General features: G+C 69.1%; 12 protein-coding genes. 8 read left to right on the forward strand and 4 right to left on the reverse strand.

Going from position 1 to position 17,900, the window contains the following annotated elements; all coding sequences use genetic code 11:
- The first annotated feature begins 63 nt into the window (after nt 1-63).
- The gene (locus tag ACFWYM_RS03910) at nt 64-972 is read left to right on the forward strand and encodes a menaquinone biosynthetic enzyme MqnA/MqnD family protein (RefSeq protein WP_384829582.1); all 909 of its coding nucleotides are present in this window, start codon (nt 64-66) and stop codon (nt 970-972) included.
- A 22-nt stretch (nt 973-994) separates the two neighbouring features.
- On the opposite strand, the gene ACFWYM_RS03915 is transcribed toward ACFWYM_RS03910, so the two are convergent.
- Nucleotides 995-2,020 carry an alpha/beta hydrolase gene (locus ACFWYM_RS03915; RefSeq protein WP_384829584.1) on the reverse strand — a complete coding sequence of 342 codons (1,026 nt, stop codon included), beginning with the start codon at nt 2,018-2,020 and terminating at the stop codon, nt 995-997.
- 144 nt (nt 2,021-2,164) lie between these two features.
- On the opposite strand from ACFWYM_RS03915, the gene ACFWYM_RS03920 reads away from it, so the two are divergent.
- A complete protein-coding gene (locus ACFWYM_RS03920; RefSeq protein WP_384829586.1) occupies nt 2,165-3,907 on the forward strand; it encodes a protein kinase in 1,743 nt (580 codons plus the stop codon).
- Nucleotides 3,908-3,948: 41 nt separating this feature from the next.
- On the opposite strand, the gene ACFWYM_RS03925 is transcribed toward ACFWYM_RS03920, so the two are convergent.
- Entirely contained in the window at nt 3,949-8,709 is a 4,761-nt protein-coding gene (locus tag ACFWYM_RS03925) for an FtsK/SpoIIIE domain-containing protein (protein ID WP_384829588.1), read from the reverse strand.
- A 327-nt stretch (nt 8,710-9,036) separates the two neighbouring features.
- Here ACFWYM_RS03925 and ACFWYM_RS03930 point away from each other — a divergent pair, with 327 nt between their 5' ends.
- The 6 genes from ACFWYM_RS03930 (at nt 9,037) to ACFWYM_RS03955 (ending at nt 13,870) form a co-directional block, all read left to right on the forward strand.
- Entirely contained in the window at nt 9,037-9,339 is a 303-nt protein-coding gene (locus ACFWYM_RS03930; protein ID WP_384829590.1) for a WXG100 family type VII secretion target, read from the forward strand.
- A 78-nt stretch (nt 9,340-9,417) separates the two neighbouring features.
- Complete coding sequence (locus ACFWYM_RS03935) at nt 9,418-9,744, forward strand: hypothetical protein (RefSeq protein ID WP_384829592.1); 327 nt, start codon at nt 9,418-9,420, stop codon at nt 9,742-9,744.
- Nucleotides 9,741-11,228 carry a putative T7SS-secreted protein gene (locus ACFWYM_RS03940; protein ID WP_384829594.1) on the forward strand — a complete coding sequence of 496 codons (1,488 nt, stop codon included), beginning with the start codon at nt 9,741-9,743 and terminating at the stop codon, nt 11,226-11,228. Before ACFWYM_RS03935 ends, ACFWYM_RS03940 begins: the two co-directional genes overlap by 4 nt.
- A 4-nt stretch (nt 11,229-11,232) precedes the next feature.
- Nucleotides 11,233-12,579 carry a hypothetical protein gene (locus ACFWYM_RS03945; protein ID WP_384829596.1) on the forward strand — a complete coding sequence of 449 codons (1,347 nt, stop codon included), beginning with the start codon at nt 11,233-11,235 and terminating at the stop codon, nt 12,577-12,579.
- Nucleotides 12,579-13,277 (forward strand): hypothetical protein, encoded by a 699-nt coding sequence (locus tag ACFWYM_RS03950; protein ID WP_384829598.1) that lies wholly within the window; start codon nt 12,579-12,581, stop codon nt 13,275-13,277. Before ACFWYM_RS03945 ends, ACFWYM_RS03950 begins: the two co-directional genes overlap by 1 nt.
- Entirely contained in the window at nt 13,274-13,870 is a 597-nt protein-coding gene (locus ACFWYM_RS03955) for a hypothetical protein (protein ID WP_384829599.1), read from the forward strand. The genes ACFWYM_RS03950 and ACFWYM_RS03955 overlap by 4 nt, the downstream gene beginning before the upstream one ends.
- A 172-nt stretch (nt 13,871-14,042) precedes the next feature.
- Here ACFWYM_RS03955 and ACFWYM_RS03960 read toward each other — a convergent pair whose 3' ends face one another.
- The gene (locus ACFWYM_RS03960) at nt 14,043-15,461 is read right to left on the reverse strand and encodes a hypothetical protein (protein ID WP_384829601.1); all 1,419 of its coding nucleotides are present in this window, start codon (nt 15,459-15,461) and stop codon (nt 14,043-14,045) included.
- Nucleotides 15,451-17,865: a hypothetical protein gene (locus ACFWYM_RS03965; protein ID WP_384829603.1), complete on the reverse strand. Its 2,415-nt coding sequence runs from the start codon at nt 17,863-17,865 to the stop codon at nt 15,451-15,453. The genes ACFWYM_RS03960 and ACFWYM_RS03965 overlap by 11 nt, the downstream gene beginning before the upstream one ends.
- Between the last annotated feature and the right edge of the window lie 35 nt (nt 17,866-17,900).

The following is a 17,900-nucleotide window of genomic DNA, read 5'->3' on the forward strand; positions in this document are numbered from 1 at the left end:
TGACGGAGGCACATGGGGCCCCGGTCGCAAGGACCGTACCGCATGGGGGCTAGCCTCCACGATGTGGACAATTCTCCTGTGGACACCGTTGCCGACTCCGGCGCCATCGCGCCCGTCGGCCCCCGCCGCAGCACCCGGCCGCGCGTCGGTCACATCCAGTTCCTGAACTGCCTCCCGCTGTACTGGGGGCTCGCCCGCACCGGGGCGCTCCTGGACCTGGAGCTCTCGAAGGACACCCCGGAGAAGCTCAGCGAACAGCTGGTGCGCGGCGAGCTCGACATCGCGCCCGTCACCCTCGTGGAGTTCCTCAGGAACGCCGACGAGCTCGTCGCCTTCCCCGACCTCGCGGTCGGCTGCGACGGCCCGGTCATGTCCTGCGTGATCGTCTCGCAGGTCCCGCTCGACCAGCTCGACCGCGCCCGGGTCGCGCTCGGCTCGACCTCCCGCACCTCCGTGCGCCTGGCCCAGCTGCTGCTCGCCGAGCGCTACGGGGTCCGGCCCGACTACTACACCTGCCCGCCCGACCTGGGCCTGATGATGCAGGAGGCCGACGCGGCCGTGCTCATCGGGGACGCGGCGCTGCGGGCCAATCTGCACGACGGGCCGCGCCTCGGCCTCGACGTCTACGACCTCGGGCAGATGTGGAAGGACTGGACGGGCCTGCCGTTCGTCTTCGCGGTCTGGGCCGCGCGCCGCGACTACCTGGAGCGCGAGCCCCAGATGGTGCACGAGGTCCACCAGGCGTTCCTGTCCTCCCGCGACCTGTCCCTGGACGAGGTCGCGAAGGTCTCCGAGCAGGCGGCGCGCTGGGAGACCTTCGACGCGGGCGTCCTGGAGCAGTACTTCACGACGCTCGACTTCCGCTTCGGCGGGCCGCAGCTCGCGGGCGTCGCCGAGTTCGCCCGCCGGGTCGGCGCGACGACGGGCTTCCCGGCGGACGTACGGGTGGAGCTGCTCCCGGACCGGGGCTAGGGCCTGTCCGGCGCATCAGGTCCTAGCCGTTGTCGGGGATCGGGGCCTGCATGTGCTTGCTGATCCACTGGATGGGGCCGTTGGCCATGGCGGGGACATAGCTCCTGGCGTTGTGGCCGCCGCCCGGGATCACGTTGAGCCGCGTCTTGACCGGGCCCTTGCCGTACTTCTTCATGAAGGAGCGCAGGTTCGCCTGGCCGGACTCCGCCGTGCCGATCTGGAAGGCGATGTCCACCTCGGGGCCCTTGCGGTCGGCGAGGGCCTTCGCCAGCTTCTCCGGGTTGTTGGCCTGGCGCTCCGCCTCGTGGCCGCGCCACAGCGGGGAGTCCGGCACCGTGTCGGGGCCGCTGGCGATGACGGCCTTGAAGCGGTCCGGGTACTTCAGCACGGACTTGAGGCCCACGAATCCCCCGGAAGAGGACCCCATGAAGGCCCATCCGTCCCTTGACTTGAACGTACGGAAATTCGCCTTCACGAAATCCGGGACGTCGTCGGCCATCCAGGTGCCCATTTTCTTCTGGCCCGGAATGTCGCTGCCGTCGTAATAGAACTTTGCGTCCGGGTTGAGCACCGGCATCACGACAATGAACGGCAGGCTCTTTCCCTCCTTGGACCACTTCGCGATGCTGCTCTCCAGCTTCAGGTCCGTGCCCATCCAATAGTTATTGGGGTAGCCGGGGCCGCCGGGCAGGGCTATGAGGACAGGAAAGCCACTGTTCGCGTACTTCGGGTCGAAGTACTGCTTCGGTGCCCAGACCCAGACCTTCCCGGTGAACCCGGACTTCTTCCCCTTCAGGGTCGTGACACCGATCTTGGTGCCGTCGTCGAGGGTGCTCTCGGTGGTGAAGGCGGACTTCGGGCCGGTGGGCAGGCGGGTCTTCCGGGCCTGCGCGGAGCCGCTCGGGGCGTGGCCCTGCCCGTTCTCCTGGCCCTGCTTCGGGTTGTCGAAGCTGACCGGGTCGCCCTTGTCGCTGGAGCAGGCGGAGAGGGCCAGCGCGGAGGTGGCCACGGCGGCGACCGCGACCGTGGTCAGTCGACGACGATTCATTGTGATCTCGCTAGGTAAGTGGTTGTTTGGGCGATTACTCCCATGAAGAGGGGCAAACGGGCCGGACCGTTCCCGGTCTACGCTGATCCGTGGAGGACGGTCGGCAGTTCGGCAGTGGACCACGCCTGGGGGAGGGCCTTCGTCATGCACCCGCTCGAATCCGGTGAACCGACCGTGATCGGTCCCTACCGGCTCCTCGGCCGGCTCGGCTCGGGCGGCATGGGCCGGGTCTATCTGGGCCGCAGCTCCGGCGGCCGCACGGTCGCCGTCAAGATCGTCCACCCGCACTTCGCGCTCGACGAGGAGTTCCGCGCCCGCTTCCGGCGCGAGGTCGCCGCGGCCCGCCGCGTCGGCGGCGACTGGACGGCCCCGGTCCTGGACGCCGACCCGGACGCCTCCGTGCCCTGGGTCGCCACCGGCTACGCGGCCGGCCCCTCCCTCGCGGAGGCGGTCCGCGACCTCGGCCCGCTGCCCGCCCATTCCGTACGGGTCCTCGGCGCGGGCCTCGCGGCGGCCCTCTCCCACGTCCACGGCCTCGGCCTGGTGCACCGCGACGTGAAGCCGTCGAACGTGCTGCTCACCCTGGACGGCCCCCGCCTCATCGACTTCGGCATCGCCCGCGCCACCGACGGCACCGCCTCGCTCACGTCCACCGGCGTCTCCATCGGCTCACCCGGCTACATGGCCCCCGAGCAGATCCTCGGCAAGGGCGTCACGGGCGCCTCGGACGTCTTCTCGCTGGGCGCGGTCCTCGTGTACGGGGCGACGGGGGAGTCCCCCTTCCCCGGCGACTCCTCGGCGGCCCTGCTCTACAAGGTGGTCCACGAGGAGCCCGAACTGGGCGCGCTGGAGGGGGAGTTGCGGTCGGTTGCCGCCGCCTGCCTGGCGAAGGAGCCGGGCGCCCGGCCCGCCCCTCAGGAGCTCGCCGAGCGGCTCGCTCCCGAGGGCGCCGAGCGGCTCGTGGCGGCCGGGTGGCTGCCGGGGGCGGTGGTGGAGCGGGTGAGCCGGAGTGCGGTGCGGTTGCTGGACATGGATACGGGTGCGGGGGCGCAGGAACCGGGAGAGGTCCGCTCGGGGCTCGTCGCCTTCAACTCCCCTTCGGTGGATGGGGTGTTCGGGCCGCCGGACGCGTCATACGGGGCCCCTCCCTCCGTAACTCCGGCTGTGACTGTGCCTCCTGAGGCTCCGGCCGACGCCCCGTCCCCGCAGGACGCCCCGCCGCCCGGCAAGCTCTCCGTCTCCGTGGCCGCGACATCCGTCCCCGAGGGGCCTAACGGGCGGGGGCGCAGGGTGAGTTGCACGGTCGCCCTGGCGGTCGCGGGGGCGCTCGCGGCAGTGACGGTGGGGTCGGTGTTCGTGTTCAACCTGCTGCCCGGCGACGGCGACAAGGACGAGAACGCGGGCAGCCGCCCCCCGGCGTCGTCGGCCCCCACGGAGGCGCCCACGGAGGCGCCCACGGAGGCGCCCACGGAGGCGCCCACCGAGGACCCCGGCGACGGCGCCGGTGATGCCGAGGGCATCCCCGCGGCGTACGAAGGCAGTTGGAAGGGCGAGGCCACCGCCAAGCACGGCGCCACCGTCATTCCGCTGGGCACCTTCACCGTGACCCTGAAGGACGCCGCCCCCGGAGAGCGCGTCGGCACCGTCCTCCAGGACGATCCGATCGGCAACACCTGCGAGGACGTCCTCACCCTCAAGTCCGCCACGAAGAAGGAACTCGTCGCGACGGGCAAGGGGAAGAAAGGGAACGGGGGGCAGTGCTCGCAGTCCGAACACACCGTGTATCTGCGCCTGGTGGACCAGGGCGGCAAGCAGGGCACGCAGCTCCGCTACACGTCCGAGGACCCGGGGGCGGGAGACCCCCGGGCCACGCTGTCCCGGCAGTAGCTCGAGCGCGGCGGCAGTAGCGAGCGCCGCGGCGGTGCGCCCTACATCGGCGTGGTGACCGTGACCACCTCGCCGTTGCCCAGGTGCAGCATGCCCTTGCCCGGGGCGATCGGGCCGCCGACCATGCTGCGCGTGGTGCGGGCGCCGATGAGCTCGCCGCTCGACGAGTCCTGCGGGGAGAGCAGGATGCCGCGGCGGCCCTTCTTCGCCTCGACCTGCCAGCCGGAGAAGCCGCCGCACACCTCCTCCTCGTCGCCGCCGAGCACCAGGGCGAGGCCCCGCTCGGTGCCGCGCTGCACGAGCCGCTTGAACTCCCGCTCGGCGTCGCAGTCCTCGAGCACCTCGCCGTCGTCGATGATCCAGACGATCGGCTCCTCGGGCGTCGCCGACTCGACGACCTCCTTGAACTCGTCGCTCTCGATGTCGTCGCCCGTGAAGACCTTCAACACGCCGTCCTGGCCGTCCAGTTCGCGGAGCGGCGAGGGGCGGGGCGCCGCGACGACGATCCGTACGCCCTGCGTCAGATACGAACGGGCGATGTTCATGAGCGTGGTGCTGCGGCCCGACTTGGCCGGGCCCGCCACCACGAACGTGGGCACGCCCTGCGCGAGATCGGGGCCGAAGCCCATGATGTCGTCGCCGCCGATGCCGACCAGGCTCCACAGCTTGGCCGCGGCGACCTCCGGGTCGCGCATCTCCCAGGCGTCCGCGAAGGAGATCCGGCTCGGCAGCACGTCCACCCGGAACGGGCGGCGGGCGCGCGGCACATCGGCGTCGCGCGCGGCCGCGGCCTCGCCGATCGCGGTGAGCGCGGCGGCCTGGCCCTGACCCGAGGCGTCCTCGGCGAGCAGGGCGAACTGGGTCTCCGTACCGTGCTCGTTCTTGAAGCCGCGGCCCGGCGGGATCTCCTCGGGGACCTTGCGGGCGTTGATGCCGAGCATCGAGAAGTCGGAGCGGTCGGCGAGCCGCAGGCCGTACTTGTCCTCGGTGAGCGAGGCCATGCGCCCGATGAGGACCTGCCGGTCACCGGTGATCACCAGGTGGATGCCGACGCTCGCGCCCTCGCGCATCATCGCCTGCAGGGTGTCGGTCAGCTCGCCGTGGTCGTACTCGCCGAGCGTGGGCAGCCAGCCCTCCCAGCGGTCGAGGAAGATCACGATGTGCGGGAGCCGCTCCTCCTCGCCGACCGAGGAGCGCTGCTCGCCGATGTCGGCGTAGCCCTTGTCGGCCAACAGGTCCTGGCGGCGCGTCAGTTCGTCCTTGAGGCGGGTGATGACGCGGACCGCGCGCTCCGTCTGGTTGCGGCTGACGACGGCGCCGCAGTGCGGCAGGCGCGTGAAGGCGTTGAGCGCGCCGTTGCCGCAGTCGATGCCGTACATGTGGACGTCGGCGCTGGAGTGCGTGCGCGCGAGGGAGCCCGCGATGGTGCGGAGCACCTGGGAGCGGCCGGAGCGCGGGGCACCACCGATGAGCAGGTGCCCGAACGACTCGAAGTCGACGGCGACCGCGCGCCGCGCCTGGTCCGCGGGGATGTCCTCCAGACCGAACGGCGCGGGCGCGAGCGCACCGGCCTTCGCGGGCGCCGGGAGCGCCTCGATCTCGTCGAGCTGCAGCGTCTCGGAGAGCGCGGGCAGCCAGGGGCTGTGCTGGGGCGGAATGCCCATGGTGCGGTTCGCATCGTTGACCGCGTCGACGAGCACCTTCAGGTCGGTGATCTCCTCCTCCTCGCGGGCCTCGGCCTTGGGCTTGACCAGGGCGGCGCGGCCCAGGTCGGCCCAGTCGAGGGAGCCGGCCCAGGGCGCGAGCACGGCCGGGTCGGTCTGACCCGGGCGGCGGCCACCGACGCGCCCCGACTGGAAGGGGACGAGGGAGGCGTGCCCGAGCCGCACGTACGCACGACCCGGGGTGCTCTTGGCGATGTGGCCGGCCGCCGGGTCGTCGATGACGTCGCTGGACTCGGCGCCGTCCGTCACGCGCAGGGCGATGCGGAGGTTGGTGTTGGCGCGGATCTCGGGGGACACGACACCGGAGGGCCGCTGCGTCGCGAGCATGAGGTGAATGCCGAGCGAACGGCCACGCTGAGCGATGTTCACGAGCCCCGTCACGAAGTCGGGCAGGTCACGCACCATGGACGCGAACTCGTCGATGACGATGAGGAGTCGGGGCACGGGCGCGTGCGACGGGTCACGCCGCACCAGGTCCTGATAGTCCTCGATGTCCTTGGCGTCGGCGGCGGCGAGGATGTGCTCGCGCCGCTTCAGCTCGGCGCCGAGCGACTCCAGGGCGCGCTCGACGAGGTGGGCGTCGAGGTCGGTGACCATGCCGACGGTGTGCGGCAGCTTCACACAGTCCTTGAACGCCGACCCACCCTTGTAGTCGACGAGCACGAAGGTCATGTTCTCGGGCGTATTGGCGACGGCGAGCGCGGCCACGATGGTCTGCAGGAGCTCCGACTTACCGGAACCGGTGGTACCGGCGATGAGCCCGTGCGGCCCGTCCCGCCTCATGTCGATCCCGAAAGGCCCGTCGTACGACTCACCGATGACGGCCATCGTCGACTGCCCGCCCATGCGCCAGCGCGCGGTGATCGCGTCACCGGTCGGCGGTTCGAGCTGCAGCACGTCAAGCAGTCGTGACGAACCGGGCAGCGCGGAGTCCTCGGTCTCCCCACTGATGTCCCGCAGCGGGGAGAGGGCGCGGGCGAGGCGTCCGCACCAGGCGGGCGAGACGAAGTCGGGCCGGACCTTGCGGATCCGGGCGGTCCCGGTCTGCTCGACGCGCAGCCGCAGTTCGAGGGGCTTCTCGTCCTGGCCGCCGTGGTCGTCGGGCTCGGCGGTGTGCCACGCCTGGAAGGACGGGAAGCCACCGGGAGCGTTGGGCGGCACGGGGGCACCGGCGCCGACGGGCGGCGACGTGGGTACGGGGGGCCGCCCGGGCAGGGCGATCTCCTCGGGGCGCGGCTCGGCGACGACGATGGCCTGGCACTCGCCGGGCAGGAACCGCTCCTCGGAGTCGAGGCAGAGCGCGTACATGGAGACGGCCGGGCCCTCCTTGAGGAGCCGCACCACACCGGGCATGGACCGAAGCCGCCGCGACCCGTCCCAGATCACGATGATGTCCGGGTCCCCGAAGGACGCCTTCTCCCGCTGCCCGCTCTCCTTGGCGGCCTTCTGCCGTGCGTCGAGGAGCTGGGTGAGCTCACCGATGCGCGCGCCGACCGTCTCGGCGTCGGTCCCGATGAGGATGTTGACGTCCTGGGACCCGGCGGGCCGCGCGTGCGGCAGCCACCGCATCCAGTCCCAGCTCTGCTGCCCGCTGTTCTCGGTCAGCACATAGAACTGCACATCGAGCGGGCTGTGCAGCACGGACGTCTGCGCGACGGCCCACCGCCCGAGCGACTGGGCGGAGTCCCCGGGCCCGGCGATGCCGACAACTCCCAGATCCCGCAAGGAGAGCGCGACGGGCGCGTCCTCGATCTTCCACGTCACCTGACGCTTGTGCTCGTCCTGCTCCGGGTCGTCGAGCACGACCTCGGAGTCGAGCCGCCCGGTGCCGACGCGCAGCAGCAGATGGTCGGCGTCGGTCCGCCGCCGCTCCCACAGCCGCGTACGGGGCCCGGTACTGAGGGACAGGATCCCGGCCGGGTCGAGAATGGCCTGCCGCTTGGCGACCCGCTCGGCGACCAGCGCTTCTTGCGCATCCTTCTCGATCCGCGCCTTGTGCTCCTCGTACTCCTTCTTCTGCTTGGCATGGGACTTGCGCCCGTGCTTCTTGTCCATGAAGTAGTTGCCGAAGAGGATGATCGGGCTCAGCGCGGCCATGAAGAGGTAGTAGTAGCGCTGGGTGATCGCCACGGAGACGACGGCGCCGACGACCGGTGTGATCGCCATCAGCCAGGGCAGCGGCCGGGCCTCGTAGTCACGGGGCGGCGAGGGCAGCCGGAACTTCGTCTGCCGGTCCGGCGGCCGCAGCCGCGGCGGCCGGTTGTAGTCGAGCCCGCCCCCGTCCTCGGACCATTTGAGGGCGGCATTGGGCGGCGAGTACCGGTCGAGTTCGAGGAGGGTATTTCCTACGGCGACTTGGGCGCCGAGGGGCCATTCATCCTTTTTGCGCTTGGGAATGCCAGGAGCGACACCACTCCCACCGCCACCTTCCTCCGCATCCCTCTTCTTCTTGCGCTTCTTGCGCCGCTTGCGGCCATTACCGCTGTCGTCGTCCGCGCCCTTGTTCTTGTTCTTCTTCTCTTCTTCTTCGAGGTCGGCGAAGGTCTTCCCGTCGAGGGCGGCGTCCTTCTTGTCCGTATGCACATGGACTTGGCAGGTTCCGTCGGTGGCGACGGCCAGGGTGAGCGCGCGGGCGGGCATTTCCGGATCGTCGATACGGATGTACGAGGCCGGGCCGCTGCCGATGTCGTAGCGGCCGATCCCGAGCCGGTGCACGGCCCCCGCCGCCGGGCCGCCCGCGATGCGCAGCTCGACGAGGCCCGTGGGCTCCCCGGTCAGACAGCCGGCGGGATCGTGCAGGCTGACGATGGCGCCCTCGCGCAGGGCGGAGGTCCCGATGGTGGCCGAAGGATCGACGGGATACCCGTCGACGTACACGACGGGCGCGCCCCCGCCGGCTCCCTGCTGCTGGTGCTGGTGCCCGCCGAGGGGAATGATCTGGGCGTCGCCGCCCCCGTATCCCACCTGCGAGGCGAGCTCCTTGGCGATGTCCCCCACGGAGGACTCAGGATCGGCGTCGAGCACCACATCGGCGTTGGCGCCGCCGAGCGGATCGACGACGGTCAGAGTCAGGCGCACGATCGTCCTCCCCAGAGCCCCGAGGGCTCACCACAGCCTCAGCCAAGTCGGCCGAGTCAACCACCCCAGCCAATCACTCTGACGATATCCGCTCCCCCCTTCCCAGAGGCAACGGGCTGTGGGGGACCTCATGGACCTCTTGTGTGCTGTGCCGTGTACCGGAGACGTCCGGGTCATAGCAGTCCTGTAACTCAACCGGGGTGTGATCCCAACGGCCCCACCCGTAAGCTGCTGGCTCAAGAGCGGACGATCGCACGATCGATCGCATCCGCGAAGGGGAGCCAAGGGGGATGGCCCTGCGGCGAGTTGGATTGGATGTGAAGCCTCATGGCCAAAGACGCAGATATCACATATGAGGAAATGCGGAACGCGGCGGGCAAGCTGACCGACGCCAAGGACAAGATCGACGAGAAGCTCGACGCTCTGGAGCGCTTCATCGAGGGCCTGGTCAAGAACGGCTACACGACCCGCAAGGGTTCGCAGGCGTTCGAGGACTCCTTCAAGGAGTTCAAGAAGGGCGCCAAGGAGACCATCGAGGGCCTCGAGGGCATGGGCAAGTTCCTGACGAACGCCGCGAAGGCGTACGAGGACCTGGATGACGAGCTGGCTCGGGGCGTCAAGGGCAAGTAAGCCTGTCGGCGAGCTTGAGCAGGACATGGGTGCGGTGACTACCAGTAGTCACCGCACCCATCTGTTTCGGAGGTTGCAATGTCTGACCAGTCTGCAGATGTCACGCGCATCAAGGAGAGCGCCAGATCTCTGTCGAAGATCCATCGCCAGTTCACGCACAATGCGAATCCTGCAGAGGGGCTCGGCGTCGGCACGCTGGGCGCCAAGGACCTCGTGGACACCTTTGATGATTTCGGCGACAACTGGAAGATCCACCGGGAGCGTCTGACGGAGGAGCTGGAGAAGTTGTCGGGAATTCTGTCGGCGGCAGCCAAGGCGTACGAAGACATTGACCACCAGCTTGCTGAGGCTCTGCGCAACCAGGACAAGAAATCGTCTGGCGGATCCAAGGGAGGGGCGAAGTGAGCCGCCCACGGGATGATGAGTGGGCGGTCATCGGGGAGCCGTCCGATCCCATCCCGGGTGATCCGCACGAAGTTGCGAAGCTCGGCCGGGAGCTACGCAAGACGGCTGATGCCATTCGCAAGCAGGCCGATGAGATCAAGGCGCTGTGCTCCGTCGAGGCTTGGAAGAGCAAGGCTGCCGAGGAATTCCGCACGGAGGCCGATGAGGCTGACGGGAAACTGCGGAAGGCTTTCAAACGATACGATGCGGCAGCTGATGCGATCGGCGAGAAGGTCACCGAAGGCGTGTGCTCGACCGAGTACGCATCAGAACTGCAACGTGCGCAGAGCATGGCCGACAAGGCACTCAAAGATGCGCGGGAAGCAGATGGCGAGCATCAGGCAAGCAGCAAGGCCATCGACAAGCTGCCCGAGGATACGGATAAAGACGATCCTGACCGGACGAAGCTGAAGCGCCAGCAAGAAGGCGCCTCGGCTGCGTTGGAGCGGGCGAAGAAGGACCTGGAGGAGGCCAAGAGCGTCCGTGATGGGGCTGTCAAACGGGCTCGCGATGCGATTCGCTATGCGATTGACCATGATGGGCTCAAGGACGGCACCTGGGACAAATTCAAGGATTGGGTGCACGATAATTCCAAGTTCCTTGAGAAATGGCTAAACCGGATCGGCTGGGTGGCCACAATTTGTGGAACGCTCTCGCTGTTGGTGGGCTGGATCCCGATTGTCGGCCAGGCGCTGGCGGGAATTCTGGGAAGCATCGCGTTGATCGCCACCCTCATCTCTCTGGTGGGACATGTGGCCATGGCCGCCGCAGGTGAGGGCAGTTGGTTCGATGTCGTCCTTGACGTCGTCGGCCTCGCTACGCTCGGTATCGGCCGCGGAGCCATCGCCGGCGCGAAGGGAGCCGCGGCCGGGGCCAAGGTGCTGGCAAGGCAGTCCGCAGGAAGGGCGCTGCGCGCTGGAATCAAGGCCAAGCCGGGGACAGCCGCCTACCACAAGGCAGTTCAGGAGTCGTTCAAGAAGGCCAATAGGCTCAGTGGTGGCGCCTTGCGGGGAAAGGCCGGGGCTGAGGCATTGGCCAAGGCGCCGAAGGGGTGGCTCCCTGGTGCCGGACGATTGGGGGATGCGTTCAACCCTGCGTCCATCGCCAAGGAGGGCTGGGAAGGCTTGAAGGGGGTGAAGGAACTCCGGAACTTCCCGCGCACCATGGAGCAGTGGCGTGGAGCGCAGTTCAAGTTCGGAGATGCCGGGATGGACGGCCTTATCCGGGAGGTCGACGAAATTGCCCCCGGCGTGCGCGCGGCGGGCGAGGTGAAAGGCATGGTGGATACCTTTCGCACGCAGACTCACATTTGGCAGGGTTCGACCATGGTCGCCTCGGTCACTGACCTGGCCGACAAGGGCGATGTCTGGAAACATGTGGGACTCGATGACGGGCTATGGGGGGCTACCGGAGTCAAGGACGCCATGACGACGAGCAATGGGTGAGTAGATGAACAGCGCGGTACGGCCCGAGCCGGTGCTGCGGCCGAAAGGTATGGGCCGACACTCCCTGGATGTCGTGCGAAATGCGCGCGTGTACATGGACGGGCCGACCGTGGTTGTACGCCGACGGAGCGGTAAGGAGCGTCGCTACCCCGTGGGGGGCGAGGGAATCCGCAGTGCCGTGTTCTATCCACCCCCGGACGCCGATGATTCGACAGCGAAGAATCGCTCGCTGAGGTGGGGAACTCTCGTCTTCGAAGGTGCTGAAGGCCGGCACCTGCTGCAGATCCCACTCGCTGACTGGCTTCCCGAAGCCGGCATCGTCAGCACGGCACAGCTGACACCCGAGGCATGCCTGGTACGCACAGGGGCGAAGCAACTCGTAGAACTGCTCGGCATCCCACTGGAATTGAGCAGGCAGCCGTGGAGCCAATCAGTTTCCAGCGCGTATGGGCGAGGCCGTCGGGATGTCGCTGCTCATCGTGAACTGCCTATCTGGCACAGCTGGGTCAGAGGGATCGGCACACTCGTGTGGCTCCTTGCTCTCCTCTTTCCGTCCCTTCTCCTCGGGGACCAGGATCGCTGGGGTATCGCACTCGCCTCAGCGGCGTTGCTGGTTGTTGTCCTGGTCGATCCGATCCTGCGCGGTGTCACTCACCTTCGTTCCCGGGGCGGTGAGTACTCCCTGCGCACTGCAACGGTCGTACCTCCGCCACGTGTTGGCGCAACCCGCCGGTTCTGTCGAACTGCGGGAGTGCGGGTGTTGCCCGCGGACGTCGTCCTGACCAATGGGTTCGGTGGGGAACGCCGGATTGCCCGGGACGGCGTTGGTTCGGTGGCGCGTCTCGTCCGGCTGACGCATGCGGGCACCGGCGAACCGCTGGGGCTGGAGCTCCGGGACGGTACCGGACAGGCCCGCGCGCTCCTGCCCTGGCACTGGTGGTTCTCCGGTCCTGACGGCGGTGAGCGATGGTTGGCGTTGACCTCGGCACTCAAAGTCCCCCATGTGGAGGAGAAGCTGAAGTCGAGGGCTGCCGACGCGGCGGAATCCTGGCACCGAAGCCTGGAGTTCAGCGCAGATGTTCTGCAAATGTCTCCGACGGCCGATGCGAAAGAGGCGCGCAGGCAGACGAGTTGGTATGGCGGAACGCTCAGAGACGGAACCTGGATGCTGGCCCCGGTGTTCGCTGTGCTGACCCTCGTCGTGGCCCTCGCGGGCGACGGTGGTGCTTCAGTGTGGTTGACCGGCGCGTGTGTGGCCGCCACTCTCGTGGTCGTCCTCTGGACCACCCTTGGGCACTGGTTCCTCGGCCGCTTCACACTCGATGTTCCAGCGGTGAAGGAGGCAGGGTGATGTCCAGCGGAAGCGGACGTGTGGCCGATGAGGACGTGACACCGATCCCAGCGTCGGACTATCAACTTCTGTTGCCCGAGGGATGGTTCCGCATCCCGCTCGATCCCGGTCAACGGGAGCGATCCGTCGAGGCCCTGGTGGAGCGTCAGTTCAAGGGAACGGACGACCTTCCCCATGTTCGGAACCAACTGAGACAAGAGCTGCTGGGCCGAGCGACGGAAGCATTCGATGAGGGCGGCATCGAGCTGTACATCAGCTTGCAGCAGGCTGGGCCACTCACCATCCCGGCGTCACTCCTGGTCGGCCTGAGCCTCTCTCCGTCGGCAGGAGCCCTGCCGTCGTTGGACGACCTGGCCGCTCGGTTGTCTGAGGACGTCTCGGATGAAGGCGCGGATGGGAAGCACACGCGAAGGGACCGCCAGGAGATCTCTCTTGTCGAGATCGCCGCGGGTCGTGCACTCAGGGTCCGGAGTCAGACCGAAGCGCCCCCAGAGGAGACAGGCAGCCCATCCGGACCGGATCAAGAGGGCGATGCCTATGCGTTGGAGTCCGTCACTCTCGACTACCAGCTGCCTGTCCCGGGAGCCGAGGCGTACCTCTTGCTGGCCTTCTCCACGCCCCTTGTCCCGATCGCGGATGCCATGGTGGATCTCTTCGACGCGATTGCGGGTTCCCTCACTTGGAAGGGTGTGGCATGAGTCAGTTGCTGAGCTGTGGACTCGAGTGTCCGCTGGACTGGGTGCCACTGCCCGTCGAGCCGGACGACGACGTTGCCGGTTGGGTCAAGGCGAAAGCCGCTGAGATCGTCGACCGTAGCCGTGAGGCCGGCTATCACGTGGCCCTGAAGACCGTACGAGCGGATCTGAAGGAACGGGCCCAGGACAGCCGGGGACGGGACCCCTTCTATGCGTTCGCCCTCTACCCGGATGGTTTCGACACGGCCCTGGCCACTCTTGAGGTCGACCTGATTCACCCCGACGACGAGGTTCCGGAGATCACCCTCGACTGGCTGGCCGAGGTCTTCAGCGCCAAGGACTTCGGGCCGCCGGACATCGCGCATGTCGACCTGCCCATCGGTCGGTCAGTGAAGATCCGGCAGAACTTCGCTGCCAAGTCATCATGGTGGAAAACGCCGGGCGTGCTCATGGAGTCGGTCATCTACGGAGTTGTCCCCAAGGGCACAGACAGCGCCGTCATCGCGTTGTTCTCCTGGACCGTCCCAGGCATCGCCGAGAGCATGGAAGAGGCGGCCGAGTCAATCGTCCGCACACTGGTGGCGGAGGTGGGATGAGGGTGCGGGCGTACGGCCGCTGATGCCCGAGGCCGGTCGGTGCCTCGACCATCACGGCGCGTGCCTCAGCCACGTCCGCCGCTTCGCTTGTCCGCCAGCCGTGAATCGCCCACGAGTGATTCACCGGAAGGAAGAGCATGGCTCAGCTGAGAGTGGGCCCGGGTTGGGCGCCCTACGCGGTCCGTCCCCGTGAGAAGTCCCCCCGGCCGACCCGTGCCGCCAAGCTGTCCTCCGGGTCCTTGAGCAGGGAGCCGTAGCCCGTCGCCGCCCAGACGCTGTGGTCCGGGTCGACCTCGAAGTACGGGACCTCGTGGGGGCCGGACGACGTCCTGCCGGTGCCGGTGCCGGTGTCGGCGGGTGTGTCGGTGAGGACCTCGGGGGGCCTGTGGGCGCGGACCGACTGGGTGCAGTCGGGGCAGGCCGCGACCTTGAGGTGGGTGCGGTGGCCCAGGGGGCGCCAGCGGACGGTGCGGGTGGCCCGGCCGTGCAGGGGGTTGAAGAAGCAGAGGGGGAGGGGGGAGGGGGATTTGTGGGGTGTGTGGGGTGTGGGGGGCAGGGCGTCGCGGCCCTCCGCCACCAGGGCCAGGACCCCGGCGAGATCCGCGAGGCCGCGCGCTCCGTCCAGGACTGTGCCCGCCGCGTCGTAGGCGTCAAGTGCCTTCTGCAGTCCGGGTGTTGTGGAGGGGGCCGCCGCTTGGGCCGCTTCGCCCAGTGCCAGGATCTCCGCCTCCGCGCGGCGCCGCAGCTCCGCCTCGTCCGCCGCGCGGGCCGCCGCGAACGCCGCCTGAGGGAAGGCGAAGGGGGATGTGGATGAGTGTGTCCTGCGGTGGCGCCTGTAGTAGAGGGTGCCTGTGGTGGTGATGGCCGCCAGCGCTGCCAGGGCCAGGAGGAGAGGGAGCCAAGGGATGCCCTCGTCCTCGTCCTCGTCCTTGTCCTTGTTGTGGTCGGGTGCGGTGGGGCCCTGTGAGAGTGAGGAGCCGGAAGAGGATCCGGCCGTGTCCCCGTGGAGCTTCTCGGTCTCCTTCTCGTAGACCGCCTTGCCGTTGCCCTGCTTGATGATCTCGATGGCCTTCGCCGTACGGTCGCCGAGGGACGCGTCCCTCAGGTCGTCCATGAAGAAGACCGCGTTGGCCGCGTCGCTCGCCTGGTGCCTGCCGTCGGGCCACTCGAAACCCCTCAGGTCGCCCTGGCTGGTCTCGCTGCTCGTCACCAGGATCAGGTCCCGCTGATCGATCCGGTCGCGCAGGACCGAGCCGAGGGTGTCCGCCTCGCCGTCGAAGGCGTCGCCCTTGGTGAGGGGGATGAGAACGACCTTGATGGGCAGGCCCGTTCGGGCGATCTGGCGGGCCAGTTGCTTCTGGCGGGCGGGTGGGACGGCTCGCGCGTACGCCGGGTCCACGTACACCGGAGACGTGCGCAGGGCCTTGGCGATCTTTGTGCCGGGGCTCGGCTCGGGTGCCGCCGCCGTGGATGCGGGCGCCGTGAGGAACATCAGGAGTGTCAGGAGTGCCAGGAGTGTCAGGAGGAGTGCCGTTGCCGTCGCGAGGGGGGCCAGGGGGCGGGTGGCGGGGGGCTTGAGGTCACTGGACACCGGTGTACTCCCGTACCTGGCGGATGAGTTGAGGGATTCCGGCGCGTGCCGCGGAGATCGGGCCGGGCGCGTCCACGTACGGCATACGGGGGGAGCGTGACCTCGGGCCCGGGCCCGAGGCCGGGAGTGTGAGGCGCAGCGCGTGGGCGAGGTCCGGCCACTCCTCGACGGCCGGGCGGCACTGCGCGCAGACGGGGATGTGGCTCCGCCTGCGGTCCTCGGGCGTGAACTTGGCGTCGCGCCAGCTCACCGCCGGGCCGTGCAGGGGGTTGAGGGCGCAGGACGGCTTGTCGGTGCCGGCGAGGAGGGCGCGGGCCGAGCGGGCGAGGACGATGGCGGCGGCGAGGTCCGCGGGGGTCGCGGCGTCGTCGACGCGGCCGTCCGGGCCGCCGCCCGCGCGGTCGACGAGGAGCGTCGCGGCGTCCAGGCAGTCCCAGACGCGGGTCCTGGTCCGGTCGCGGAGGGTGGTCGGGGACGAGGGTGAGGGTGACGGCGAAGGTGAGGGCGCGTCTGCCGTGGTGAACTCGCGCGCCAGTGCGTCGAGTTCGTCGCGGGCGGTGCGGCGCAGGTACTTGGGGGAGGGGTCGGCGGGGGCCTCGAAGGCGCAGCCGGCGGTGCTGCCCGTGCCGCCATGACCGCTGGTGCCCGTCGGGGTGCCGAGGGGTGACGTCATGCGGCTCCTGCGGCGCAGTGACGGTACCGACAGGCGCACGATGCCCAGCAGTGCCGCCGCGACCGCGAAGACCAGCACGGCGGCCAGCGCGCCGATCATCAGGCCCGGCCAGAAGTCCCCCGCGAAGAAGACGCCGTGGACGTCCTCCTCCTGGGAATCGGTCGCGTCGGCGCCGGACGAGCCGAGCGAGGACGTCTCCGGGTCGTCGATGCGCGGGGCCTTGCCGAGGAAGGTCACGAGGTCGTCGAGGCGCTCCCCGATGCGGTGGTCGACCGCTTCGTCATCCTTGTCGGTGCCGTAGCGGATCTTGTCCGGCACGTCGAAGGCCACGAGATTGGCGTCGACGTGCGCCTCGTACGAGACGGTGTCGATGTTCCCGGAGAGCGGATCGGCGACGACGTACACGCCGTCCTTGCCGAGCTTGTCGCGCACCGCCTGCGTGAAGGCGTCCGTGTCGTTGGCGGACTCGTCCTCCGTCAACTGCGGTACGAGCACGATGTGGAGGGGGAGCTGTGGCTTCAACTTCGCTATGCGCGAGTGGAGTTGCGCGAGCTGGCCGGCGTCCAGGACGCGGGGGCTCTCGGGGTCGCTGTAGACCGGGTCGTGCTTCAGGCCGTCCGCCACGCGGTCGATGCGGGCGGAGAGGTCGGTGGCGGTGGGCGGGGGCGAGGCGTCCGTGGCCGGTGGCTTCTGGTCGAAGAGGAGCAGGGCGGTGACGGTGAGCACGGCGATGGAGAGGAGCGCGGCGCCGACTTCGACGCGACCCGCTGTGGACCTCGACCAGGCTATGGCCTTCGAACCGGTCGTCATGCGGCGGCCGTTGGTCCCCGTGCCCGGGCCGGTGCCCGTGCCCGGGCCGGTGCCCGTGCCCGTGCCTGTGGTCGGTGCGGGGCCCATCCCCCTGTTCCGCCGCACCCACCTCCGTACGTACGGGCTGAGCAGCAGGATCAGCAGCGGGACGCCGACGAGCGCGATGCCCGTCACGAAGGACTGGTTGTCGCGGTCGGTCGCGCCGATGTACTGGGACTCGGGCTCGTCGCCGTCGCCGTCGTCGCCGTGCTTCTCGCGGGCCTCCTCGGCGCGGGTGGCCGCCTTGGTGCTGCCTTGCGCGATGACGTCGACGAAGCGTTCGAAGACGGTCAACGCATCGGCGTCGTAGGGGAGTTCGTAGATGGTGACCGTCATGGCGTCGTCGGCCGGGGCGCGCACCCCGAAGGCGGCGGCGTCGGCCACGCCGTCCCCGTCGGCCAGGACGTACAGCCCGTCCCGCCCGAGCCGGTCGTGCACGGCCCCGAGCAGCCGCCCGCCGTCGCTCGTCACCTGGTCGGGCAGGACGAGGACGTACGTCGGTACGCCCGTCCGCTTCGCCAGCTTCGCGAACTTGGGGGCGGTGGAGCGGGGGAGCTTGCGGGGGAGTTGGTCGGTGACGTAGACGGGGTTCTTGCGGAGGTGGGTGGCCAGGGCGGCGGCTTGGGAGGTGCCGGTGCCGGTGCCCGTGCCGGTGCCCGTGCTGGTGCCCGTGCTGGTGCCCGTGCTGGTGCCCGTGCTGGTGCCGGTGCTGTTCTTGTTGCTGCTGCTTTTGTCGCTCTTGCTGTCGTCGGCGGCTGACGCCGCGGTGGCGGTTGCGAAGAGGAGTGCCACGAGGGTGCCGAGTACGGCGAGGAGGGGTATCCGGCGTCGGGGGACGGGAGGGGTGGGAGGGCTGTGGTGGCTCGTCCGTATGTGCCTCATTGGTCTCCCCCTGCTCCCCGTCGGCTGACCCGCCG

This window comes from Streptomyces sp. NPDC059009 (genome assembly GCF_042740175.1).
Taxonomy (GTDB): Bacteria; Actinomycetota; Actinomycetes; order Streptomycetales; family Streptomycetaceae; genus Streptomyces.